The 23,681-nt window shown below is 46.6% G+C and carries 21 protein-coding genes; 10 read left to right on the top strand and 11 right to left on the bottom strand.

Annotated features, from left to right (window positions below):
* The first annotated feature begins 634 nt into the window (after window positions 1-634).
* Together QUA24_RS23225 and QUA24_RS23220 are read left to right on the top strand one after the other, a co-directional pair.
* Window positions 635-4,159 (top strand): response regulator, encoded by a 3,525-nt coding sequence (locus QUA24_RS23225; protein WP_333232404.1) that lies wholly within the window; start codon window positions 635-637, stop codon window positions 4,157-4,159.
* Between the two features lie 557 nt (window positions 4,160-4,716).
* A complete protein-coding gene (locus QUA24_RS23220; protein ID WP_333232402.1) occupies window positions 4,717-5,187 on the top strand; it encodes a hypothetical protein in 471 nt (156 codons plus the stop codon).
* Window positions 5,188-5,403: 216 nt separating this feature from the next.
* Here QUA24_RS23220 and pheS read toward each other — a convergent pair whose 3' ends face one another.
* Window positions 5,404-6,408 (bottom strand): phenylalanine--tRNA ligase subunit alpha, encoded by a 1,005-nt coding sequence (gene pheS / locus QUA24_RS23215; RefSeq protein ID WP_333232401.1) that lies wholly within the window; start codon window positions 6,406-6,408, stop codon window positions 5,404-5,406.
* 223 nt (window positions 6,409-6,631) lie between these two features.
* On the opposite strand from pheS, the gene surE reads away from it, so the two are divergent.
* Both surE and QUA24_RS23205 read left to right on the top strand, forming a co-directional pair.
* On the top strand, window positions 6,632-7,438 hold the full coding sequence (gene surE, locus QUA24_RS23210; protein ID WP_333232399.1) for a 5'/3'-nucleotidase SurE: 807 nt from the start codon (window positions 6,632-6,634) through the stop codon (window positions 7,436-7,438).
* 127 nt (window positions 7,439-7,565) lie between these two features.
* A complete protein-coding gene (locus tag QUA24_RS23205) occupies window positions 7,566-7,964 on the top strand; it encodes a hypothetical protein (protein WP_333215869.1) in 399 nt (132 codons plus the stop codon).
* Window positions 7,965-8,351: 387 nt separating this feature from the next.
* On the opposite strand, the gene QUA24_RS23200 is transcribed toward QUA24_RS23205, so the two are convergent.
* Both QUA24_RS23200 and QUA24_RS23195 read right to left on the bottom strand, forming a co-directional pair.
* Window positions 8,352-9,566 (bottom strand): LL-diaminopimelate aminotransferase, encoded by a 1,215-nt coding sequence (locus QUA24_RS23200; RefSeq protein WP_333232397.1) that lies wholly within the window; start codon window positions 9,564-9,566, stop codon window positions 8,352-8,354.
* Between the two features lie 226 nt (window positions 9,567-9,792).
* On the bottom strand, window positions 9,793-10,119 hold the full coding sequence (locus QUA24_RS23195; protein ID WP_015177073.1) for a thioredoxin family protein: 327 nt from the start codon (window positions 10,117-10,119) through the stop codon (window positions 9,793-9,795).
* Between the two features lie 144 nt (window positions 10,120-10,263).
* On the opposite strand from QUA24_RS23195, the gene QUA24_RS23190 reads away from it, so the two are divergent.
* Window positions 10,264-11,043, top strand: coding sequence for a biotin/lipoate A/B protein ligase family protein (locus tag QUA24_RS23190; RefSeq protein ID WP_333232396.1), 780 nt, complete (start codon window positions 10,264-10,266; stop codon window positions 11,041-11,043).
* Between the two features lie 50 nt (window positions 11,044-11,093).
* Here the strand turns inward: QUA24_RS23190 and QUA24_RS23185 are convergent, their stop codons facing one another.
* From QUA24_RS23185 to psaK, 5 genes are all read right to left on the bottom strand, one after another.
* A complete protein-coding gene (locus QUA24_RS23185; protein WP_333232394.1) occupies window positions 11,094-11,876 on the bottom strand; it encodes a DUF928 domain-containing protein in 783 nt (260 codons plus the stop codon).
* Between the two features lie 197 nt (window positions 11,877-12,073).
* Window positions 12,074-12,862, bottom strand: a complete 789-nt coding sequence (locus tag QUA24_RS23180) for a DUF928 domain-containing protein (protein WP_333232392.1) — start codon at window positions 12,860-12,862, stop codon at window positions 12,074-12,076.
* Window positions 12,863-12,889: 27 nt separating this feature from the next.
* On the bottom strand, window positions 12,890-14,839 hold the full coding sequence (locus QUA24_RS23175) for an adenylate/guanylate cyclase domain-containing protein (RefSeq protein WP_333232390.1): 1,950 nt from the start codon (window positions 14,837-14,839) through the stop codon (window positions 12,890-12,892).
* A gap of 81 nt (window positions 14,840-14,920) precedes the next feature.
* The gene (locus QUA24_RS23170; RefSeq protein ID WP_333232388.1) at window positions 14,921-16,117 is read right to left on the bottom strand and encodes a site-2 protease family protein; all 1,197 of its coding nucleotides are present in this window, start codon (window positions 16,115-16,117) and stop codon (window positions 14,921-14,923) included.
* 80 nt (window positions 16,118-16,197) lie between these two features.
* Window positions 16,198-16,482 (bottom strand): photosystem I reaction center subunit PsaK, encoded by a 285-nt coding sequence (gene psaK / locus QUA24_RS23165; protein ID WP_333070476.1) that lies wholly within the window; start codon window positions 16,480-16,482, stop codon window positions 16,198-16,200.
* 133 nt (window positions 16,483-16,615) lie between these two features.
* Here psaK and QUA24_RS23160 point away from each other — a divergent pair, with 133 nt between their 5' ends.
* On the top strand, window positions 16,616-17,263 hold the full coding sequence (locus QUA24_RS23160) for a phosphoribosylanthranilate isomerase (RefSeq protein ID WP_333232386.1): 648 nt from the start codon (window positions 16,616-16,618) through the stop codon (window positions 17,261-17,263).
* A 136-nt stretch (window positions 17,264-17,399) separates the two neighbouring features.
* Here the strand turns inward: QUA24_RS23160 and QUA24_RS23155 are convergent, their stop codons facing one another.
* On the bottom strand, window positions 17,400-17,714 hold the full coding sequence (locus QUA24_RS23155) for an acylphosphatase (protein ID WP_333168585.1): 315 nt from the start codon (window positions 17,712-17,714) through the stop codon (window positions 17,400-17,402).
* A gap of 59 nt (window positions 17,715-17,773) precedes the next feature.
* Between QUA24_RS23155 and QUA24_RS23150 the strand changes: the two genes are divergently transcribed.
* The 3 genes from QUA24_RS23150 (at window position 17,774) to QUA24_RS23140 (ending at window position 20,003) form a co-directional block, all read left to right on the top strand.
* The gene (locus QUA24_RS23150) at window positions 17,774-18,325 is read left to right on the top strand and encodes a CPBP family glutamic-type intramembrane protease (protein WP_333232384.1); all 552 of its coding nucleotides are present in this window, start codon (window positions 17,774-17,776) and stop codon (window positions 18,323-18,325) included.
* Window positions 18,326-18,370: 45 nt separating this feature from the next.
* Window positions 18,371-19,702, top strand: coding sequence for a HEAT repeat domain-containing protein (locus QUA24_RS23145; RefSeq protein WP_333232382.1), 1,332 nt, complete (start codon window positions 18,371-18,373; stop codon window positions 19,700-19,702).
* 64 nt (window positions 19,703-19,766) lie between these two features.
* Complete coding sequence (locus QUA24_RS23140) at window positions 19,767-20,003, top strand: hypothetical protein (protein WP_333232380.1); 237 nt, start codon at window positions 19,767-19,769, stop codon at window positions 20,001-20,003.
* A 159-nt stretch (window positions 20,004-20,162) separates the two neighbouring features.
* Here QUA24_RS23140 and QUA24_RS23135 read toward each other — a convergent pair whose 3' ends face one another.
* Together QUA24_RS23135 and QUA24_RS23130 are read right to left on the bottom strand one after the other, a co-directional pair.
* Window positions 20,163-22,196, bottom strand: coding sequence for a BamA/TamA family outer membrane protein (locus QUA24_RS23135; RefSeq protein WP_333232378.1), 2,034 nt, complete (start codon window positions 22,194-22,196; stop codon window positions 20,163-20,165).
* 156 nt (window positions 22,197-22,352) lie between these two features.
* Window positions 22,353-22,553: a hypothetical protein gene (locus QUA24_RS23130; RefSeq protein WP_006634481.1), complete on the bottom strand. Its 201-nt coding sequence runs from the start codon at window positions 22,551-22,553 to the stop codon at window positions 22,353-22,355.
* A 159-nt stretch (window positions 22,554-22,712) separates the two neighbouring features.
* Here QUA24_RS23130 and QUA24_RS23125 point away from each other — a divergent pair, with 159 nt between their 5' ends.
* Entirely contained in the window at window positions 22,713-23,543 is an 831-nt protein-coding gene (locus tag QUA24_RS23125; protein ID WP_333232376.1) for an alpha/beta hydrolase, read from the top strand.
* Window positions 23,544-23,681: the final 138 nt, after the last annotated feature.

The following is a 23,681-nucleotide window of genomic DNA, read 5'->3' as shown; positions in this document are numbered from 1 at the left end:
CGGCGCCTGATTGTGGTCGGTATCCTTGGCTGACTGTTAAAGTTGCTATTACTTGTGGGAAAAAACACAGGCGAAGATGTTGGTTGTCTATTCTATCTTGCTGCGGGCAGCTTTCACATACCAAATAAAATAGTCCCAGGAGCCAGGAGCAAACATAAATTTGGCAAATCAACTCACAATCAGGACGGTTATTCCTATGTATTCTGAGAAATCCAGACGGCAGTTCAAATAGCCAGATTTGTGTTTGCTCTCCGGCTGCATAAAGGTAAGGGGTGAAGGAAAATTATCGGGAGACGAGTTTATGTGAATATCATTAAATAATAAAATTGGGGTGCACGACAGATAACTGTGGCTCAGAAGAATTCCGAATTGAAAACCCAGACATCAAAAATCAAGGTTGATGCTTGCCTCGCACACTCACAACAACTTCATATCGACGAATTATTGTGATACCTTTTTCCCGAAATAATGGCACTCTAGGCAAAATCGCAACCCTTATGTCATCAGTCATTCGCAATCGAAAATCGAAAATCGAAAATCGAAAATGCTATGACTTCAGCAATTTAAATCGGCGAATTCTTCATTTGATCAGACTTATTAAATCGAACAGCCCCGGGGCACAGGAGAACGGTGCATGAATTCCCAAGAAAATCCTAAGCTAAAAATTCTGATCGTCGATGACGAACCGGATAACCTCGACTTGCTTTACCGCACCTTTCATCGAGACTACAAAGTGCTCAGAGCCGAATCTGGCCCCGCTGCGCTCGAAATTTTGGCAAAAGAGGGAGAAGTTGCGGTGATTATCTCCGACCAGCGAATGCCAAAAATGAGCGGTACGGAGTTTCTCAGCCTGACGGCGGCTCAGTACCCCGACGTGATCCGAATTATTTTAACTGGCTATACGGATGTTGAAGATTTAGTTGAAGCTATTAACGCTGGCAAAGTATTTAAATACGTTACCAAGCCTTGGGATGCTCAAGAGCTGATCAATCTTGTCAGTCAAGCTGTTGAGACTCACAATCTTCTGAAAACGCGCACCAATGAACTGCGCCGTGCTTTGAGCCAAGAATCGCTGCTTTATGCCGTTACCAATACTATCCGATCGGCTCCCAATTACCAGCAAATGCTGCAAAGAATTGTGGAAACTGTCGGGCAGATGTTTGAGGTGAGTTGCTGTCTGCTGCGGCCGTTCCAAGACGGCCGGGTGGCCGATGAGTGGTTCGTTTACCAGAAGGCAGAAACTAAAGGGTTGGGGGGCGATGAGGAAGTCACGCCCGGAGATGCTTCTGCTGCCGAACTCTCCCCGGATTTGCTGCCGGATTTGGTTTGGGAAACTCTGGATGTGGAGGTGATTCAAGATGCCCAAACTGACGATCGAGTTTTAAACTGGGATAATCAGCAACGACAGCAGGCTTACGAAGCTGCAAATATTCGATCGAGCTTGATCGTACCGTTGTTTTACAAAATCGAACTGATGGCAGTCTTGGCGCTGCACCAGTTTGAGGAACCGCGCCAGTGGCAAGACCACGAGGTACAGTTGGTAATTACGGTGGCAGACCAAGCGGCTTTGGCGCTTTCTCAAGCCCGGGCTTACGAACAGGTGCGGGCGCTGGCCAAGCGCGAGGCCTTAGTCAATACTATTACTACGGCAATTCGATCGAGTCTCGATCCCCAAAATATTTTTGCAGCCATTACTCAACAACTCGGCCAAGCTTTGCAAGTTGACGGCTGCGCCCTATCTCTGTGGACTGAAGATGATGAATACGTCCAATGCGTGGGGCTATACGACACAGATATGGATACCGTGGCTGTAGAACAGGGTTTTATTGACAATCCAGAAGTAGTTGTGAACTCTCTGGGCTACGAGACGGCTTCTGGCGATGCTGCTGAGAACACTCGCGCCTGGGTTTTTGCCCATCCTTCTTTGCCACAGTCTTTGGTGCCGATTCGGGGCAATCCACTGTTGCTGCAAGTTATGGTATCAAAAGAGCCGGTGGCGATCGAAGATCTCGATGAACACCCCGAGTTAAATGTTACAGAACTGCAAGTTCGATCGCCAGCCCGCGCCCTGTTAGTCGTTCCCTTACTCTCAGAAGGCAAAATCATCGGCAGCATTTCCCTGCGCCAAAATCACAGCATCCGCCGCTGGAACATCTCAGACATTGACCTGGCTCAAATAGTCGCAACTCAAGCTGCTCTAGCCGTGCAGCAGTCGCGCCTCTACCAGACTACCAGACAGCAGGCAGAAAGGCTTTTGGAAGCCGATCGGCTCAAAACCGAATTTTTCCAAAATATCTCCCACGAGTTCCGCACCCCTCTAACTCTAACTATCGGCCCTCTGGAATCAGCTTGTAGACGCAAAGAAGACTTACCCTACGAACAAGCCGTAATCGCTTTGCGTAATTCCCGTCGCCTCCTGCGCTTGGTAAATCAACTGCTGGACTTGCAGCGGCTCGATGCTGGACGGATGCAGCCAAGTTTTCGCCCGTGCGATTTAGTCGGTTTCTGTTACTCTACCGCAGAGTCGTTCCGCGCCTACTGCGAGAAAAAAGGACTGCACTTAATTACCCAACTGCAAGAATGTCCTTTACTTTATTTGGACTTGGAAAGATTTGATAAAGTTATTTACAACCTGCTGTCAAATGCTGTCAAATTTACCCCCGAAGGCGGAACTATCACCCTGAAAGTTGAATCTGCTGGTGCTCACTGTTTGTTGCAAGTAAAAGACACAGGTATCGGCATTCGCACCGAACAAATTCCCTATTTATTCGAGCGCTTTCGCCAAGCCGAAGGTTCAGCTAGCCGTTCCTATGAAGGCAGCGGCTTAGGTTTGGCACTTGTCAAAGAATTAGTCGAACTCCATGGCGGTCAAATTTCAGTTGAATCTGTTTACGGCGAAGGTACTACTTTTACCGTTTGGCTGCACTTCGGTTCGACTCACTTGCCCCCGGAACAGGTACTAGAAATACCTGCAGAGTTTCACTCATCGAAAGCTGCGGTTGAACTGGCAGATGTGGAGGCGGAGTTGTCGGAAAATGAGGCTGAAAATCATAATTTAGAGGCGCTCCAAGCGATCAAATCAGAAACAGCAGTGGGAACGGTTTTGGTGGTTGACGACAATCCCGATTTGCGCTTTTATGTGTCGGCAATTCTGCGAGATGCCGGCTTTGCAGTTTTGTTGGCGCGCAACGGAGAAGAAGGATTTGCGGTAGCTAAAAAACGTCGCCCTAATTTAATTATAACTGATTTGATGATGCCTTTGATTTCGGGATTGGATTTGATTCGGATGATTCGAGAGGATGAGGAATTGCAGGGAACTCCGGCAATTTTGCTGACTGCTAAAGCCGATGAAGATACTCGAATTGAAGGAGTAGAAAGGGGTGCGGATGCTTATTTGTCCAAGCCTTTTAATGATCGAGAATTGTTGGCAGAAGTGCGGAATTTGATCGCCCTCAAACAAAACGAGCGCCGAGTACAGCAGTTGAACAGTTATTTAACTGAATCGGTGCTGCGCCGATTTTTGCCACCGGCGATGGTGAAGGCCGCAGCGGCTGGAGATTTGGCCTTGGATTTGCGCCCAGAACCGCGATTGATTACTATTTTGTTTAGCGATATTGTCGGTTTTACTCAAATGGCAAATACGCTGCGCTCACGCCGGGTAGCTGAGCTGTTGAATGAATATTTGGCGGCAATGACTAAGGCTATTTTTGACAGTGGCGGTACGGTGGACAAGTTTGTTGGAGATGCGGTAATGGCTTTCTTTGGCGCGCCGGAGGAACTAAGCCCTAATGAGCAAGTACGCCGCGCTGTGGCTGCTGCTGGCCAAATGCTACAAGCTCTGAAGGAGCTTAACAAGGGCTGGTTGGAGCAGGGAATTGTTGGGGAAAATGGCGTGTCTCCGGTGCGGTTTCGCTGCGGAATTCACCAGGGTACTGCGGTGGTGGGGATGTTTGGCGGCCCTGATCGATCGGATTATACTGCGATCGGGCCGAGTGTGAATATTGCCGCCCGCTTGCAAGAGGTGACGGAACCAAACACGGTGCTGATTTCGGCGGCAGTGGCAGATTATGTTGAGGAAAATCGCATTGTTAAATATAAGCCTTTGAAACTAAAGGGAATTGATGAAACGGTATTGACTTTTTTACTAAATTGTGATTAGTCATTTAAAGTATTATTATGTTGATCTCCCACGCACAATTTTGGGAACAACCTATTCCTAACTAAGTAGATGAGCGGCAAAATATCTATGTAGTCCAAAGCGATATTCACTCCGTGAAACGCTCTTTAGAAGCGATATTTTACCCAAACAATCGCCCGATTGATGATAGCTTGATAGTCGGTGACATACTAAAGTTTATGTGCACCTACTTACTGACCGTAAACACTGTGTTAAATTTAAGTTGAATCACGCTAGTTAATGTTTTTTTACATAAACATAATTTTTTCCGCCTACCTACTTAAGCGCGCGGATTAGCGCTCCGGCTGTGAAGTCAATTGTTTAATCTTGAATCTTTAATCGACTCACCAAAGTTGAAGCTTCCAAATGGCGGCTGGGGAGTCAACTCTAAAATTTTAAATCTAAAATCTAAAATCTAAAAGTGACTGACATTCCTTGCTTGAATCTATCAAAAGACTGAACTTTTTTAACCGCTCGCCGGCGGATAACCTCTATCTAGAGAACGGTTACGCCGATCGCTCTGATCGAGTAAAAATAGAATGTCATCTCTCATTTTGTATTCTATGAAACTGAATTATTTTACGAAACGACTTTCGACTTTAGGGCGCTTGATGGCTACAACTGTGCTTTGCCTGTCAGCGATGGCTTTCGTCTGGTCTGGTGCGTTCTTCTCCAACACCGCAGCAATGGCATCTCCTGCTGTAAACTTGATCGCAGCAGCAGATGCGGGCGATGGGGTTCAAGAAAAAGCCAGCAAAGATGCTGGACGAACCAAGAATTTCATCCGAGATACAGAAGATAAAGTTAAGGAAACTGCCAAGACAAATGCTGCTAAAGTCGATCGAGCATCGGAGGATGGTAGTGTAGTAGAGCGCAAAGCTAAGAAAGATGCGGCCACAATTGAGAAAAGAGCATCGGAAGATTCAGCTCGGACTCAGAAAGCAGTAGATAATACCAAGAATGCTGTCGAGAGCGCTGTTGACAGCATCAAGGGTGTTTTTGGCAAGTAGACAATAAATTAAGTAGGTAAGCGCAAAAAAACAATAATATCTTGCAGGGGCTTGTAGGGGCGGCTTTAGGGCTTATCTACAGTAAGGGCGAGTCATCGTTGCAGAACCCGCCCTCTCCCCAAGTGATGTTTATTTGTACTTACTTACTTGAAACTGAAAGATTGATGTACGTCCAAGACCTCTAGACGGCTCGTGTAAGCGACTCCAAGCCCTTGTTTAAAATTGTCGCAAAAAACGCAAGTCGCTAGCATAAACCCGGCGAATGTCGTCGATTTCATAAAGTACCATTGCGAACCGCTCGACCCCAAAACCTGCCGCAAACCCAGTATATTTTTCTGGGTCTAAACCGACTCCTTTAAGAACGTTAGGATCGACGGTTCCGCAGCCCAAAACTTCCAGCCATTTGCCGTTCCACTGCAAATCAACTTCGGCAGAAGGTTCGGTAAACGGAAAGTAACTCGTGCGGAAACGAATCGGCAAATCTTGCCCGAACATTTGCCGCAAAAACTCTTTAATTGTGCCTTTCAAGTCAGTAAATGTCAGACCTTCACCAATGGCTAAAAGTTCAATTTGGTGGAAGACTGCTGCGTGAGTAGCATCAACAGTATCGCGGCGGTAAACGCGGCCGGGAGAGACAATCCGAATCGGCGGTTTGTGCTGTTCCATGTAGCGAATTTGCACCGATGATGTCTGAGTCCGCAGCAAGTTGCCACCTGGTAGGTAAAAAGTATCTTGCATATCCCGCGCTGGGTGGTCTGGCGGTGTGTTCAGGGCCTCGAAGTTGTAATAATCTGTTTCCATTTCCGGGCCGTTGGCGACGGTGTAGCCAAGACCGACAAAGATATCGAGAGCGCGGTCTATGACGGCGTTTAAGGGGTGAACCTGGCCTTGGGGGCGAAAAATCCCCGGCATGGTGACATCGATGGTTTCTGAGGCTAATTTGGCTTGGATTTGGGCTGTTTGGAGGGCGGCGCGCTTGTCTTCTAAATCGGCTTGCAGGGATTCTTTGACTGTATTGGCTATCGCACCTACTTTGGGCCGTTGGTCTGGCGACAGTTTGCCCATCATGCCTAAAATTTGAGAGAGTTGGCCTTTTTTGCCGAGGTAGCCGACGCGCAACTGTTCGAGTTGTTCGAGGGTATTGGCAGTGGCGATCGCACTTTTGGACTCTTGACCGAGGGTTTCTAGTTGAGTTTCAATGTCGCTTAGCTGGACAGTCATTTTGATTTTAGATTTTAGATTTTAGATTTTAGATTGATGGCAGTTTTGGGCCAAGTTGAGTTTAGCGCAATTTTGGCTCTACAGTCTTGTTGATTTTAGATTTTAGATTTTAGATTTTAGATTTTCGGCAGTTACGGATAATTTGTAATAGGTAATTCGATGTTAGAGCGATCGCCCTAGTTGAATTTAGTTTAAGATTGCTATAAGGCCTATAAAAATTTCAATGAAACTTTTAATTAGCAACGACGACGGCATCTTTGCACAAGGCATCCGTAGCCTCGCCAACGCTCTCGCCGACGCTGGCCACGAGGTGAGCGTAGTTTGTCCCGACAGAGAGCGCTCCGCTACCGGCCACGGCCTTACTCTGCACCAACCCATCCGCGCCGAAATTGTCGAATCTATTTTTGATCCCGCAGTCCAAGCTTGGGCCTGTTCGGGCACTCCCGCCGACTGCGTGAAACTTGCTTTGTGGGCTTTACTTGACAAACCGCCGGATTTTGTTCTTTCCGGTATCAACCACGGGCCCAATTTAGGCACGGATATCATCTGTTCGGGTACGGTTTCGGCCGCAATGGAAGGAATTATGGAAGGGATTCCCAGCATTGCTTTCAGCCTCGCCAGCTTTACTTCGCAGGAATTTGGGCCGGCGGTGGATTTCGCTGTCAGCTTGCTGGCACAGTTGGAAAAACAGCCAATGGCGAAACCGATGCTGTTGAATGTCAACATACCAGCAGTCACACAAGCAGAAATTACCGGAGTTGCGATCGCCCGTCAAGGCATTCGCCGCTATTTCGACATATTTCAAAAGCGCACCGATCCGCGCGGCAAAACTTATTATTGGCTAGCTGGGGAATTGTTAGAAGATGTAGAAGAAATCGCCGATTCGGCGGTGCCGCATGATATTCCTACAGACGTAAAAGCTATTCGCGACAACAGAATAACCGTAACTCCTTTGCAATATAATCTCACCTGTGCTCCAGACTTGCACTCGTTGCGGGATTGGCAAGTTGAAGGTTTTCCCAAGCAGTGAGCTCCGATCGACCCGATCGGAGCGGTAAACTAGGAATTAAGGAAAAGTGCCTCTCAAGGTCTATACCTTTGGCGTTAACACAGGCTCCCAATTACTTGTTAGTTTTTTTTACTCAAGAAAAACAGTTATGAACGCTCCTACCTATAACACTCATTCTGTCACGTGCCCGATCTGCAACCGTTCCAGCGTCGTAGGCCCAGTCGGGATGGTCAGTGGACTATTCACTTGTCCCCACTGTCATTCTCATATGGTAATTAGCTGGAGCGGTCATTTTGTGCGCGATCCTTTTAGTCTCAAACAACTGACGGTGGGAAAGATGCTCAGGCGCGAGAGCAGACCGTTAGCTCGCCTTCAGCGGGACTTTGGGCTGGGCAAGCCTTTGCCGCTGATTGCAATTTTGGGCAGTGTGGTCTTTTTCGGGTGTGCGCTCGCCGCTACGGAACAATCGCTACTCCGACAGAATTCACTGCAAGGATTTTTAGAGTGGGTGAGCGGAACTGGTAATTCCCAAGATGTCTCACGTTAATATTTCTTAAAAAAGATTGTGACAGATACTGCGTGCAAATATCTATTCCTTTAGGTATAAATCACACTATTTTAGCAATTGCATCCATCTTAATCTGCGGGTAAGCACTTAGACGCCGTGCCCTTCTTCCTGTGTCCAAAAACGTCAAAACCCCAGTCCGGCAGGGGTTCTAACCCCTGCCTAAAAGCTCAAGTCTGGTGGGCTTAAGTCTCATATCAATTCCGGTTGCACCGGAATTATTGTTGACTGTTGACTGTTGACTGTTGACGGGCGGGTCGAAAAACTGAATGGTTGAGTGTTAACTGTTGACTAGATTTTATTATTCCGATGCAACCGGAAACGATATCACGAGGGTGTTGCGGGTTAAGTTGAGACAGATTACATAGCTCAACTTAGAAACTCAGCAATTTTTCTAACTGCTGTTTCCAAAATTGCTGGCGACTCGACTAAGGCAAATCGCACGTAGCCTTCTCCTGATTTCCCGAAACCGGCACCGGGGGAAGCTGCGACTCCTGTACTCTGTACTAGCTGAGTGCAAAATTTCACGGAATCGTTGGCCCAAGGTTCCGGCAGTTTCGCCCAGACGTACATGGTAGCGGGGGGTACTGGGACTTGCCAGCCGATGCCCTGTAGCGCGTTTACAAAGGCATCCCGCCGTTTTCTGAAGGTTTCTACGCTGGTTCTGACGGTATCTTGAGGGCCTGTTAATGCGGAGATCGCTCCGTTTAAAATCCCTCGATATTGGTTGAAGTCCACTGCGGCTTTTACCTGTCGCAGCGCTGCAATTAGTTCGGAATTGCCGATCGCATATCCGACTCGAAAACCTCCCATACTGTAGGATTTGGATAGTGTAAAAAACTCGATCGCCACACTCTTATCTCGATCCGCCTGAAATATTGACGGTGCCATCAATTTTCGATATTCTTCCTCGTTACCAGTCGCCTCAATTGCAGAATTGCGATCGTCAAACACCAAATCCACATAAGGGAAATCGTGCACTAAAACCAGCCGATGTTCTCGACAAAAAGCCACAGCTTTCTCAAAAAAAGCAACCGGGGCGATCGCAGTTGTAGGATTGTGAGGATAGCTCAAAACCATCATCTTCGACTCAGCCAGCACTGCTGTCGGAATATCTTCAAATATCGGCAAAAACGCATTTTCTGCTAATATCGGCATCGGATAAATTTGACCGCCAGCCAAATGCACACCGCCCGCGTGGGAAGGATAGCCCGGATCGAGCAACAAAGCAAAATCTCCAGGGTTGAGTACAGCTAAAGGCATATGCGCCGTGCCTTCTTGGGAACCAATTAACGGCAGCACTTCTGTTTCTGGATTGACTGCAATTCCAAATTTTTGCTCGTACCAAATAGCTACTGCTTCCCGAAAATCTCTTGTGCCGTTAAATAGCAAATAGCCGTGGGTGCTGGTGTCGGACAGAGAATGGGCGATCGCATCTGTAATGTGAGCAGCCGCCGGCAAATCCGAAGAACCCAGAGACAAGTCAATCACATTTTGCCCCGCTGCTCTAGCTTGAGCTTTTGCCCGATCCATATCGGCAAATACATTAAATTGCAGTGGTTCTAAACGTTTAGCAAATTGCATATTTTCTATAGTTTCGGGGAATTTTAAGGAATATTTTTATTTGATATCAATTATTTTTTATATGGCATTTTTATTGACTTTGTGATTTTTTTTAGTAACCGCAGAGAGGGCAGAGGGCGCAGAGTCAGAGAGGAATATCGAGGAGAAAAGAGAGATGTTAAAAAAATATTTGCGATTTATATAGTTGTAAGTTGGGAGTTGGAAACTCCCGAATCATTTCCAAACTTTATAAGTGAGCGTCGAGCAAACCGACCAAAGTTTGTTTAGTAATAGCTCCCTCGTGAGACAGCACTACTTCGGCATTTTTAAACAGCCTGAGAGCTGGAACTCCTTCTACTTTATACTGCTTGACAGTATTAGGATTGGGGTCAATTTCCATTTTAACCACTTTCAGCCGATCGCTGTAGTTGGCCGCCACCCAGTCTACCGAAGGCGCGATCAGTTTGCAAGGCCCGCACCAACTCGCCCAAAAATAGGCAAGCACTGGTTGCTCTGCTTTCAGGACTTCTGTTTCAAATTTTTCGTCGTTAATGACAATTACACTGTTGCTCATGGTTCTGCGATTATTTTTTCTATTTATTTCTAAAGCACCGGCGGGCGTGAAACTTGCACCAAATTAGAAGACAGGCCCAAAAAACTGTTACTAATTTTAAAACATTCTGTGAATTATTGAGTGCAAACTCAGGACTGGGGACTGATGGCTAATTCTGTATGGCGTTTAATTCCACTGTTGTCGGCGTCTGGTAGCGTGCAGATGGCGATCGACCAATGGCTACTGGAACAGCATCTAGCGGGCAAACATCCGCCAACTCTGCGATTTTACACCTGGCAACCGGCGGCGATTTCCTTGGGCTACCACCAGCGCCGATGGCCGGAGTTTTGGCAGCAGTTGTCTTGGCAGGGAATGCCTGTGGAGTTGGTGAGGAGGCCCAGCGGCGGGCGCGCAGTGTTGCATCAAGGGGATTTAACTTATGCAGTTGTGGCGTCGGGATTTGGAAGCAGCCGTATGAAAGCTTATCAGACTATTTGCGAGTTTTTGATTGAGGGTTGGAGGGCGATGGGTTTGGATTTGCAATACGGGGAAGCGGGAAGGGGTTATATTCACAATCCGAATTGTTTTGGTACTGCGACGGGTGCGGATTTAGTTACCGCTGATGGCTGCAAGTTAATTGGTAGCGCGCAATTGCGACGGGGTGATGCTATTTTGCAGCACGGTTCGATGCGTTTGCAGCCGGATGTTTGTTTGTTTTCTCAAGTGTTTGAAGAGGAATTAATTCCTGTGCAATTACCTCTATCTGAAGGAGGGGATAATTTGATTGCCACTGTAATTGATGTTTTGAGTGCGACGGCTTGTCGCTGTTTGGAGATTGATTTGAAAGTGCAGCCGCTTTCGGATCAGGAATGGCAGGATATAGCAGATGTTGAAAAAAGAAGGAAGAAGGAAAATATATTAGATACTAGATACCTAACTTCTTGAAGAAGTCGGGTATCTCGCTAAAATCGCCAATCTAAAATCGGAAAACTCATCTATGGCTGCTGCTCAATTTCAACGATCGGCTCTTTGGCAATTTTGCCCAATTTCACTGACTCTAGCAAGCTTTCCCAATCAGCAGCTAATTCTGCATCGTTAGGATTGGCTTGGCGAGCCGCAGCTAGGGTGCTGAGGGCATCTTGCCAAATCCCATTTTCAGCATAAATAACCGTTTTCTGGCGCGCATCGGCCTTCTCTAATTGACTGCGGATATCTGCACTCAGTTCAACTCGCCGTACAATACCTGTTGCTACCGCATCTCCGGATCTGTCCTCAGAGTCGCAAATCAATGCAATAGACCCACGGTAACTTTTGCCTGCTTCCAAGGGCGGCACATTCTTATTGGCGGGAATACTAACGCTCATGACTCCTGGTACATTGTTAATTTTTAGGGTAGTTTCATATATAAAATTCCCCTCTTCATCTTCCAGGGCAAACTCAGCTAGTGGCGCGTCTGTTTTAGGCAAGTAGAAAAAGAATACAGGATATTCCGAAACAGTCCGTCCGATTTGACTTTCTGGTACTAAGGCTTTTAGCTTTCTGTTATCATCGCATCTAGGTCTTGCCTTGATCTGCCCTCGTTGTCGATATTGTAGTGACGACAAATTATCTTCAGTAGGCCCAACGAAGCGCACCCTTCCCGGTTGAGTGATTGGCTGACCATCTACGTTTGGAGTCGGCTGTCCCACAACGGTTAATTGGAAAGCGTTAAGTGTGGCGATCGATAATATTGAGCCAACTGATGTCAAATTTAGGAAAAACTTAGTGATTTTTTTCATTTTTTAAAGCATTCTTTTAATTAGGGTTCTATGCGTTTACAGCCGGATTTGGATGTCTTTTCTCAACTTTTTAGACAGGAATTAATTCCTGTGAATTCACCTCTATCTTAAGATGGAAATGTTTTGATTGAAACTGTAATAAAATTAATATATTAGAGTCCAGACTTCTTTAAGAAGTTGGGACTCTTGGTATTTTGTTATGGCTGCGCCTCAATTTCAACGATCGGCTCTTTGGCAATTTTGCCCAATTTCACAGACTCTAGCAAGCTTTCCCAATCAGCAGCTAATTCTGCATCATTAGGATTGGCTTGGCGAGCCGCAGCTAAAGTGCTGAGGGCATCTTGCCAAATCCCATTTTCAGCATAAATAACGGTTTTCTGGCGCACATCGGCCTTCTCTAATTGACTGCGGATATCTGCACTGAGTTCAACTCGCCGTACACTACCGCTTTCGATCTGATCGCTCGATCTGTCTTGAGAGTCGCAAATCACTGTAAAATTCCAACGGTAACTTTTGCCTAATTCCAAGGAAGGCACATTTTTGTTAGCGGGGATACTAACGCCGATCACCCCTGATAAATTGCTAATTGTGAGATCCTGTTTATAAATCTCCTTGCCGCTTTGATCTTGTAGGATAAATTCGGCTGATTCCGCCTCTGTTTTAGGCAAGTAGAAAAAGAATGTTGGATAGTCGGAAACCGTCCGTCCGATCTTATTTTTAGGCACTAAGGGTGTGAGACCTACCTGACTAATGCTCGCGCAGCCACCGCGCACAAGCCGTCTCGGTTGAGTGGGGGGACGATCGTCTATATCTTCACGGGGCTGAACGAAGCGCGGCCCTCCCGATCGAGTAGGTGGCTTGCCATCTACGTTGGGAGTCTGCCCCATAACTGCAAATTGGGAAGCGTTAAGTGTGGCGATCAATACTATTAAGCCAACTGATGTCAGGTTGAGGATAAACTTAGTAATTATTTTCATTAGTTTCATAATTTTTTAGGGAGAGATTCTCTCTTTTTATTTATTTTTCCTTCCCAAAATCCGGTAGACATTAACTTTTTGTTCCCTGCCTTTTAAAGGCAAAGGTCCCCAAGATTCTACCTCCAATTGGTCGGCCAGATGCAGAAAGGTTTCTTCTGCAATCAATATCCGGCAAGTGTCCTCTTGCCGATCCTTTTCGCAGCTTTCGAGTCGAGAGGCAATATTTACGCTGTCGCCGATCACTCCATATTCTAAACGGGTTGTGCCTCCCAGACTACCCACCATAACAGGCCCTGTAAAGATGCCTACTCGCATTTTTGCGGCTGGTAAACCGCGTGTGAGCCAATTTTGATTCATTTCTGGCAAGCGCGAACTTATAGCTAGAGCGCAAGATACGGCGAGGCGAGCATCTTCTGCAATTTCTTCTGGAGTGGTGCGGGGAATGGGTACGCCAAATACTGCCAGCATTCCATCTCCGGTAAATTTATTAATCACGCCTTGATGTTCTTGGACTTCTTGCGCCATTGCTGATAAATACTCATTTAACCAACTCATTACCACTTCTGGCGGTAGTTTTTCGGAGATTGTACTAAAACCCTGCAAGTCGGTGAGGATGATCGTAGCAGTAACTTTTTGCCCTGGCAATAACCCTGATTCGAGCAGATGGACGCGCTCTTTCCACAGGGCATTTGCGATCGCGGGTGAAGTTTGTTGTCCTAATAATTTCATCACAATCCCTTGCTGTTGCCTCGACTGCTCGTACTTATAGGTGACTGCGACTCCTGCGGTGATTAAAAGTGCCAGGGCTGGAGTGATTACAGGTATCCACCCCTGTTGCATGAAGAGGAAAAAGGTCAATCCAAATAATGAGCCGCAAGCTGCGATCGCACTTCCCATCAAATTCAGCGATTTTTCTAGCCGCCAAGCTAAACAGCCACCCACTGCACTCCAAACAGCGATCCATAGAATTTCTTGCCATTCATCCCAATACCAAAATAGCCCTTTGCCATCTAAAACTGCGCTGAGAATTTGGCTGGTGGCCGTTGCGTGAATTAATACCCCAGGCATCGGCTGGTTTCCGTTTCCAGTAGCGCTGTAAGGGGTAAAAAATAAATCGTTGACACTTAGGGCTGTAACGCCTATTAGCACTATTTTACCCTTCACCAATTTAGGATCAACTTTTCCCTCCAACACTTGAGTTAGTGTCACGGTCTTGGGTATATTTTTAGGAGAGCGGTAATTGAGCAATATTTGATAGCCTTGGTCAGCAATGTTCTGATAACCTCCTGAGTTCGATTGCAGCTTTGAAAATACTGTCTTGTCTACCTGAATTTCATTTTTTTCGGTTATTTTATTATCTATATTTTTGCTATTGAAATAAGCCAAAGCTAGCCGCATTGAAAATGAAGTCAGTGTCGTTTTACCATCGCCAACAAACATCAAATTGCGACGCACTATACCGTCGGGATCGACGACTAAATCGTTAAATCCTATCCGCTTATCTGGTATGTTACGAGGTGGTGGCACTCGATCGTATTCAGAGTTGCCGATTAAGGTAATGGGGATTACTTTGGGGTTTTTCCATTGAGTGACTAATTCTGCATTCCCCGGTTCGTAGGGAACATTGCGAAGCATATCTATGCCAATAGATGTGGGTTCAAGACGCGCTATTTTGGCGATCGCTTTTGCTAAAGTGCGATCTGAAATTGGCCATTTTTCAATAGTATTAATGTCCTGATCTGTGATTGTTACTACCAGCAACCTGGGGTCAGGACCCCGATCTGGCCGCAACTGCACCATGAGGTCGTAAGCATTTAATTCTAGTGGCTGCAACCCGCCTAAGTGCCTCACTCCCAATAGAGTTCCCGTCACGACAATCCAGATAATAGCAAGAGGCTGCAAGTCAGGGAAAGGGAAGGAATGAGTTAACTTTTTCCAACGTCCCTCCCCCAATTTATGAGAAATTCTATTAAAGAATTTGGGCATAAAATTTAATGTTTGAACCCTGAGTGACAAAGTTTGCTACATCTTAACTTATCACTAATGCCCCTTACCGATGCCCAATTTTTAATTTTCCTGTGCAGTTTTGGCGATCGCACTTAACTGCAATCCCTGCGGATAGCTGTTTTCTTCTTTGCTGCGCTTGATGTCGGCCATTGAAATCTGGGGTTTGAGGTATTTTGCCAAAACTTTAACCACGTCGCCCCGATCGATCGTCCCCGCTACTGAACCAATCGGCGAGAGGACGATGATTCGGGGGAGTTGACGGGCTTCCAGGCTGTTAATTACTTCGGCGATGGATGCTTTTTCGGAGACTGTGGGGGTTTTTCCCAGGGGTTTCAAAATGTTGTGCAAAGTCTGAACTTGCCATTGACTGCGTTCTGTGAAGCGGATATCGTCGATCGACACTAACCCCAAATCCCGGCCGTTGGTCGCAGCAATGTAAAATGGAAACGGATTGACTTCTAACAAATAGCGATCGGCAAATTCTCGCAGAGTCAAATCTGCATCTACAACTCGAAACTCGCGGCTCATCGCATCGCTGGCTTTAATTTTGAGCAGGGCTTCTTGCAGGGAAGTAACTTGGCTATAAGCAGTGGCATTGCGAATGCCAAACCAGCCGATCAGCGCAATCCACAAGCCGCCGTACTCGCGCGCTAAAAAGCATAAACTCAGACCCAAAGCAACAGCCAGCCAACCTAAAACTTGTCCGGTTTTTGCCGCCCAGCGAACGCCGGCAAATCGAGAGCCAGTGATTTTCCAAATTGCTGCTTTTAAAACTTGTCCTCCATCCAAAGGTAGACCGGGAATTAAGTTAAATAATCCCAAAACGAGATTGATTAGTGCTACCCTTTCGGTGACAATTGCTAACAAACTTTTCGGGGGAAGAACTTGAGAACCCAAACCGAGGATTAAAAACAACGCAAAGCTGACGAGAGGGCCGGCAATAGCTACTTGAAAAGCTTGACCGGGAGTTTTTGATTCCGAGTCGATCGAAGCTACTCCGCCAAATAAGAATAAGGTAATAGAATTAACTTTAATGCCTTGCGATATCGCCGCCAAGCTGTGTCCGAGTTCGTGCAAGAGCACGGAAGCAAACAGTAGCAGAGCTATTGCTAACCCCGCACTCCAGGAGAGCGCAGGCCCCCACAGGCGGTAACTGCTGGCGTATTCGCGGGTTGCTAAAGCTAAAATTATAAACCACGAATAATCTATAACTAGGGGGATGCCAAATAAAGAGCCGATTCGCCAACCTGTCTGCATGAAGTTTCCTGGGAAAGGAGAGCAAGAAAGAGTTTCTATTATATCTTTTCTACCCCTTGCCTTTGCCTTTCCCCTGATTTTTACAGAACTCCGGCGTTACCCAAGCCCAAGATTACTCCGGCTCCGAGCAAGTGACCGAAGCTGGCTGTTGCCAGCAATTCTGGTACGCCGAAGCCTTTGAACATTCCAGGGAGTGCAACGGGTAAAGCTGGGCCCTTGCCTCGGTTTTGCTTGGAGATGCCGTAGTAGCCGATCGTGATCGCCAGCAAATTGCATAAAATCATTGTCAGTCCTACCAGTGGCGACCACTCTGGTGTTGAGGGAGCGGTAGATTGTACGGCTAACAGCAAAGATGAGTTGATCACTTTCTTATCTCCTGATTTCACAGATATATTGATTTCCAAGATTATAAAAAGCGTTTTGCATTAAACTAAGATTTGTTTTAATAGTTAACAATTCGTTTATATTTTGATACAAATTCGGAAGGGAGGAGTCGGATTGCGGGTTAAAATTTGCGGAATCACTAAATTAGACCAAGGAATTGCGATCGCCCGCTTGGGAGCCCAGGCTTTGGGGTTTATCTGCGTGCCGGCTTCCCCCCGCTATGTCAGCCCAGAAACAATTCGCCTGATTGTCGAGCAGTTGCCGGAAAATGTCGATCGCATCGGCGTTTTTGCCAACACCACAATAGAAAATATCTGTCAAGTAGCGGTAGAGTCAAATTTAAGCGGGGTGCAGTTGCATGGAGATGAAACAGCGGAATATTGCGATCGACTGCGGGAGTTTTTGCCGGGAATTGAAATTATCAAAGCCCTGAGAGTTAAGACTCCTGAAACTTTAGCCACCGCTGCTGTTTATGCTGTTCGTGTCGATACTTTACTGCTGGATGCTTACCATCCAGGGCAATTGGGCGGTACTGGTAAAACGATCGACTGGATGATGTTATCAGAGTTTAGACCGCAGTGTCCTTGGCTGCTGGCGGGCGGTTTAACACCCGATAATATTTTAAATGCAATTGATAGCGCGATCGGCAATAACTTCAGCGGTGTTGACCTTTCCAGCGGCGTAGAAATAGCGCCGGGAGATAAAGATTTGACCAAAGTTGCTCAGTTATTTGCTAATTTAAGTCAACTTGCTCATCATTGATAAATTGGCAATACCAAATTCGCGCTTTTTATCATCCGATTCATTCTTTAGTCTGCTTGGGCGAAGCCTGCCGTAGACTAGGCAGACTTCGTTTGTATAGTGGCAGTTTCAACCGCAGATTATTCCCTTTATTGTTTTATCGGCGGATCTCAAAAGTACGCGCGACAGAGCTATCTTGAAGGGAATCGCCCTCCGGGTCTTCGTATTCCAAAACCAACTCACTAACCGTAGCACCGGTGGGGCCGCGGCGACACCAACTAATCATTCCTTCAACAGCTTTTTTGCCGCCTTCAAAGACAGCCTCGACTCGCCCATCGGGGAGATTTCTTACCCAGCCGCCCAGGCCGAAATACTTTGCTTGATTCCTTGTTGAATATCGGTATCCTACTCCTTGAACTAATCCCGAAACAAAAACGCGGACTCTGACGGGCGGGGGTGATTGGTTTTGCATAATAAACGGCTCAACTTACTGCTAACATCTGTTTGAAAATTTTAAGGATCAGTTTGATTATGTTAAATTTTAGCGCGATGGCGCTGCCGGGATTCCTGATACGCCGCGTCACCCTAGCTTTTTCAACTATTCCCGATTTCACTGATTGGCTGGTTACAGCTATGCTCGCGCTGGTTTACACTTTGATCGCTCTTTCCGTCGGTTTTTGGTCGGGATTTCTAAAAGTAGACGTGCAAACCTCTCGGCGTACAATTGTGGGAGTGCTCATTGGCTGTTTGTTAAGTCCGGGCATCACCGAGGAATTATTGTTCCGCGTGTTAATGCTGCCACACCCGTTCGAGAAGGCTTCTGGGTTAATGCTGTGGTTTTGGGGAGGCGCGAGTTTGGCGGTTTTTATACTTTACCACCCGCTGAACGCGCTGACTTTTTACCCGGTTGGTCGATCGACCTTTATGAATCCAGTATTTTTGCTACTGGCGGCAATTTTGGGAGTTGCGTGCTCCCTCGCATACCTGCAAAGCGGTTCTATCTGGCCTGCGGTGGCGGTTCACTGGCTCGCAGTGACAGCCTGGCTGTTGCTACTGGGCGGTTACAGGAGGCTATATGGTTAAATGTAAAAAGTCCAGCATCACTATTTTGTCGGGAGGATCTCAGTTGTGGGTATCATAGGAGCGATCGTAGGTTTTTTGGCAGGGGTAGCAGTTGCTTACTGGTTAGTGGAAAAGCGCTTAAAGAAGCAAAAGCAAGAATACTTGCAGCAAACTCGCAGAATTAGTGAGGAAATAGAATTAGCTCAGATGTCTCGGGTGCAACAAGCTGTCGAATCTCAGCAAGGAGAACGGGAAAATCAGCTTAGAAAAGCTACTATCGAACACGAAAATTTACTCAGACAAGTTACTACCCAATACGAAAACCAGCTCCAACAAGTTGCAGCTCAATATGAAAATCAGCTCCAACAAGTTCAGGCAGAACGTGACAGTCAGCTCCAACAAGTTTTGGCAGAACGCGACAGTCAGCCCCAACCATTTGCCAACATAGACGAGCATGAGCTGCGGCGACAAATTAGCGAGGAATTAGAAGCCACTAACAATGCTAGGATGCAGCAAAATATTCAATCTTTGCAAGCAGAACACGAACATCATTTACTTAGAGTTGCTGACGAATTGCATATAAATTATCAAGCTCAGATGGAGCAACATTTGCAAAACTTGCAAAATGAACACGAAATTCGCTTGAGGCAAACTGCCGAGGAATATGAGAACCGCGAGGTTGAGCTGCAGTTAAATATGGAGGCTTTGCAAGAGCAATACGAGAGTCAGTTGCAAGCGGCTCACGAGCAGTTGAGAGAGCACGAAGCTCAGATGCAAGCTACTATCAGGTCTTTGCAAGAGCAGTACGAGAGTAATGTACAACAAGAAGTCCCGGAGCAGCAGTTCAGTCAGTTAACTTCAACAGAATTTTCCGAAGGTTTATCACAAGAAGAAGTTTGGCAGGAACTGTCAAGTGAGTTAAATCAAACAGAAGTTGAAGAAGAGTTAAATTACACAGATTTTTCGGAACCCCAACCAATTGATTTACATCAACCAGAAGTCGAACAACAGCTTCCAATTGCCAGACAAGCACCAATCTATTCCCTACCGCAGTTGATGGGTTGTGTTCAAAGTGAGGACAAAGAAACCCGCAAGTTTGCAGCGTCGGCTTTAGGTAAAATGGCTGCTGCTAATGCTCTGAGATCGGAAGGTCAGCGAGCAATAGAAACCTTGGGTAAATTAGCTCAAGATCTTAACCCGGAGGTGCGCGAAGCTGCTGTGGAAGCACTAGCAATGATTAAGTCTGAAAAAGTGATTCCGCTGCTACAAAAAGCTTTGCGAGATATAGATAGCGGTGTGGCTAAATCGGCAAGTGCTGCGCTCAATAAGTTTAAGTTTTATCCCCGCACTCCGGCGGCTAAGCCGAAAACTGTTGATGTGAAGAAACCAAAGCGTTAAGCATTTACGAGCATAAATCAATATAGCAATTGTCAATTGCCTACAACACAGTAGGGATACAACATTGTTGTGTCCTTACCGAGGTGCTGTATTTCACTCAATTTCGATTACTACTACAAATTTTGGAGGTTGGGCTGAGGAAAGACATCAAACTCAATTATTCGATCGACAATTTACCCTATCCTTAGCAGAAATCACCGACACCCCGCCAGCCGAGACTGATAGGTTTGATGATGTCCGGCCAACGGCTTTGGCGGCAATTGAGTCGCCCAAAATCTGTTTCACACTGTGGGTTAACTGATATCGTTTCCCGTTGCATCGGAATAATAAAATCGAGTCAACAGTTAACTCTCAACCATTCAGTTTTTCGACCAGCCCGTCAACAGTCAACAGTCAACAGTCAACAGTCAACAATTCCGAAGGAGTGCAACCGGAATTTATATGATCTGTTGCACTATTGTTAAAACCGTTGCTTTGTACCGAGTATAAATTTGAGGTCGCCGGAGTCGCTAACAGCCATATCTAACCGAATTAATCCAAAGGACGATCGCACCCTCACACCCACCCCAACACCCGCCCCAGTCCCCGGTTTGTCCCTAACTACAGCCGGTTTTCCGAGTACACTATCTCCCGTTCCCAAATCCGACGCAAAATCAACAAATATCACGCCGCCAACATCTTGACCCACAGGAAACCGATATTCACCCGAAGCCAAAAAATAACTCCGGCCGCTGCCAATATCCCCGCCGTCGTAACCCCGCACGGAATTGCGACCGCCGAGGCGAAAAGCTTCCGTTGGTGGCAAATCCCCGATTACCGTCCCCGCTTGCAAGTTAAAAGCCAGCATTTCAGGCAAGGCTTCGGACTCGCTGATGCCGAGCAAAGTTACTGGTACATACTGTATATAATTTGCTAACAGCCGATTACTCACAATGTTACCTCGCCCCAGAGGTATCGACTGCTCGGTGCTGAGGCTGAGAATTGAGCCACTGGTGGGGTTGAAGGGATTGTCCCGCCGATCGAGCATCGCACCGAAAGAAACAGTGTATAACTCGTCAACGCCGCTGCCACTGAATGTGAGAGGATTGCCGAGTTCGTCGCGGCGGGCGATATTTAAGTTGCGATCGCGCGTACTGATGTTTGTATAATTCAGCCCCAAAGTCGATTGCCAATCGCCCAAAGGTCTGGTAAACCTGAGATTTCCCCCCACCCGAATTTCCCGAACTCGGTTCCCGTTGGGCAAATCAATATCTTTGTTGAAAATTTCCGATATTCTGCGATCGCCAAAAGCTCTCACACTGTATCCCAAACGGTCTTCGGCGGCAACGTAAGGGCTGACAAACTCGACATCGTACTGGATACCTCGGAGGCTGGGTTCAAGTTCCACCGCTAGCCGCTGGGGGTTGGTACCGAAAGTTCGATCGGTATACGAAAGAGGAACAGCAACGCCAACATCATCACTAAGAGTGGCACTGACGCTAAAAGAGCGAGCCGATCGCTCTTGAACGTTGTAGATTACATTAACATCCGTGCCAACTTCTTCGATCGAAACCGTCACTTTGTCAAACAATCCCAATTGCTGCAACTGCTGTAAATCCGATCGTACAACTTCCCGGCTGTAGTTATCCCCCGCCTTGAGTTTGAGCTCACCTCGGATAAAATCTTCCGAAATTCTGCCCTCAATTGGATTCCCTTTTTTATCAACAGCTTCGCCTCGGGAATTGACAAAGCGAATTTTTACCTCTGCAACATAAACGCCCTCAGCATTAGTCGCTTGACTGATTTGTAGAGTACCGCCTAGGTGTCGGGCGTTGCTGTTTACTGCTTCGGGGATTTCGGCGTTGGCCGCGATCGTCGCCGGAGTTTTTAACAGAGATGTAAAATCTTTATGATGGCTGGACTTGAGTGATATCACTCCCGGTTGCACCGGAATGATTGTTGACTGTTGACTGGTGACTGTTGACTGTGGACTTGGGGTGGAAAAACTCAATGGTTGAGTGTTAACTGTTGACTCAATTTTATTATTATGCAACCGGACACGATATGAGGGAGATTCCCTAGGGGAGAGCTGCGCCGCGCGTACTTCTGGAGAAGCTGCGAGCTCATCGGATGCCGGCAAATCCTGCACAGTTGGATTCACCTCATCCGATTGGTGACTATTTAAGACTGGAAGCGATAACAAATGTCGCTTGTCATCTAGTCTAGATCCCCCTAAATCCCCCTTAAGAAGGGGGACTTTGAGCATATTTCTTGTCCCCCCCTTATTAAGGGCTAGGGGGGATCGAGACTTCGCTACAAACAACATAGATGGTCGGTTTGACGTTAAGTTGTCACCAATGACCTCATCCTCCTCCCTCTGCGCCCTCTGCGCCTCTGCGGTTCCCCCTCTAAACTCCGCCTCAGTCGGTGCGGCACTCGGATCAATCGCCTGCGCTGCCAATTCGCCACCAGCCAGCGCCGCCAAAGTCAAAAATGCAATAATCGGAATTCGCATAGACATTAAATTTAAAACACACCGAACGCATATTACCCAAAACCGGGCCCCTGCATAATTAGCCCAAAAGAAACCCGGTATTGTTGAGGCTACCGGGTTTCTGGGATGCTGAAATATGGGAAAGTTCGATCGACCGCGGGCGATCGTTAAATTTGTTTAAATAGCTTGTCGAGAAACACGTTTCTCAAAATGAGCCTGAGTCTGCTGCAACAGTTGTTCGCGACTATCCTTAGCGGTGGTAATGGTAGGGAGCAAGTTGCGAGCTTGTAACGTCATGTGAAGCTGTAGGTGTGCTACGTACTCACTGACATCTTCGCGAAGAGAGCAAGCCGGGTACTGTTTTAAAGTAGAGTTCAAAGTGTTCTCCTGCTTTGGGTTTGTAGTGTTTTCTAATAATCATAGACAATATCATGGTCTATTTCTAACTGTGTACTCCGTAATGAAGTTTAACGTTTGAACTGCTTTTTTGTTACAATCCTTTACAAATGTATCTTACCTATTAGGAGTCGATCACCCATGCAGTCTCAAGCACTTCGAGGACAAACGCACACATTAACTACATTTGTCAATAGCACCACCCAAACAGCCGCCTACCTCGACATCGGGTGCGGCAGACCCTTATTGATGCTGCACGGTTTCTTAGGAGAAAAGACTTGCTGGCTGCCGTTAATTGAGTTATTGCAATCTCAGTTTCGGTGCATCAGTTTAGATATGTTGGGTTTTGGAGAATCCAGCAAACCAGAAATCCGCTACGACGTAGCTGTAGAAGTTGCTTTTGTGCGGCAAGTTGTAGAACAACTAAATATCGAACCCTGCTGCATCATCGGACATTCTTTTGGCGGTTGGGTAGCATCTGCATATTCCCTAAAATATCCTAATTCTGTCAGCAGTTTAGTATTAGCAGCCCCAGCGGGAATTCGGGACGATAGTTTTTGCGGTCAATATGATGCTTTGCGGCCGCTGTTGTGGGAAACCCCAGCCGTTGATTGGGCTTTGCAGTTGGCAAAACCTTTTGCTAGTTTAGCTGGAAAAAGTGAGAAATTGCAGCAAATTTCCGGGTGGCGCAGGGAGTTAATGTCTCAATCAGTAGCAAGGTCATTTTTAATGAGTCGGATGCGACCGGAAGACGCAGTTGATACAGTAGAAAAAGAAATTCACAAATTGCAAATTCCTACCTTAGTTATCGCAGCAGATAGCGACGAAACAATTCCTCTATGGCACTGTGAAACCTACGCTAACGAGATAGCGGGGGCAGAGTTAGTAATTATTCCCAATGCTGCTCACGGGTTGCCACAAACTCAAGCTCAAATTATGGCGAAGTTGACTTGTAAATTTTTGAATAGTTAAGAAAAACTGTGCAATAAGCCGAATCATAAAAATTGTGATAAGCCACCAACTGAAAATAATTTAGGACTTACGCATTGACAGAATAACAAAATAGTGCATTGATAAATAAGGGTCGTCTAGTAATGGGTATGGGAGAAT

Source organism: Microcoleus sp. Pol12B5 (genome assembly GCF_036701335.1).
Lineage (GTDB): Bacteria > Cyanobacteriota > Cyanobacteriia > Cyanobacteriales > Microcoleaceae > Microcoleus.
Note: the sequence above shows the minus strand (reverse complement) of the source record. Positions and strands in the feature narration are given on the sequence as shown.

What these genes read in the sequence shown, in the direction of transcription:
- QUA24_RS23225 (WP_333232404.1), top strand. Translation starts at nt 635, where the DNA reads ATGAATTCCCAAGAAAATCCTAAGCTAAAAATTCTGATCGTCGATGAC.
- QUA24_RS23220 (WP_333232402.1), top strand. Translation starts at nt 4,717, where the DNA reads ATGTCATCTCTCATTTTGTATTCTATGAAACTGAATTATTTTACGAAA.
- pheS (WP_333232401.1), bottom strand. Translation starts at nt 6,408, where the DNA reads ATGACTGTCCAGCTAAGCGACATTGAAACTCAACTAGAAACCCTCGGT.
- surE (WP_333232399.1), top strand. Translation starts at nt 6,632, where the DNA reads ATGAAACTTTTAATTAGCAACGACGACGGCATCTTTGCACAAGGCATC.
- QUA24_RS23205 (WP_333215869.1), top strand. Translation starts at nt 7,566, where the DNA reads ATGAACGCTCCTACCTATAACACTCATTCTGTCACGTGCCCGATCTGC.
- QUA24_RS23200 (WP_333232397.1), bottom strand. Translation starts at nt 9,566, where the DNA reads ATGCAATTTGCTAAACGTTTAGAACCACTGCAATTTAATGTATTTGCC.
- QUA24_RS23195 (WP_015177073.1), bottom strand. Translation starts at nt 10,119, where the DNA reads ATGAGCAACAGTGTAATTGTCATTAACGACGAAAAATTTGAAACAGAA.
- QUA24_RS23190 (WP_333232396.1), top strand. Translation starts at nt 10,264, where the DNA reads ATGGCTAATTCTGTATGGCGTTTAATTCCACTGTTGTCGGCGTCTGGT.
- QUA24_RS23185 (WP_333232394.1), bottom strand. Translation starts at nt 11,876, where the DNA reads ATGAAAAAAATCACTAAGTTTTTCCTAAATTTGACATCAGTTGGCTCA.
- QUA24_RS23180 (WP_333232392.1), bottom strand. Translation starts at nt 12,862, where the DNA reads ATGAAACTAATGAAAATAATTACTAAGTTTATCCTCAACCTGACATCA.
- QUA24_RS23175 (WP_333232390.1), bottom strand. Translation starts at nt 14,839, where the DNA reads ATGCCCAAATTCTTTAATAGAATTTCTCATAAATTGGGGGAGGGACGT.
- QUA24_RS23170 (WP_333232388.1), bottom strand. Translation starts at nt 16,117, where the DNA reads ATGCAGACAGGTTGGCGAATCGGCTCTTTATTTGGCATCCCCCTAGTT.
- QUA24_RS23155 (WP_333168585.1), bottom strand. Translation starts at nt 17,714, where the DNA reads ATGCAAAACCAATCACCCCCGCCCGTCAGAGTCCGCGTTTTTGTTTCG.
- QUA24_RS23150 (WP_333232384.1), top strand. Translation starts at nt 17,774, where the DNA reads ATGTTAAATTTTAGCGCGATGGCGCTGCCGGGATTCCTGATACGCCGC.
- QUA24_RS23135 (WP_333232378.1), bottom strand. Translation starts at nt 22,196, where the DNA reads ATGCGAATTCCGATTATTGCATTTTTGACTTTGGCGGCGCTGGCTGGT.
- QUA24_RS23125 (WP_333232376.1), top strand. Translation starts at nt 22,713, where the DNA reads ATGCAGTCTCAAGCACTTCGAGGACAAACGCACACATTAACTACATTT.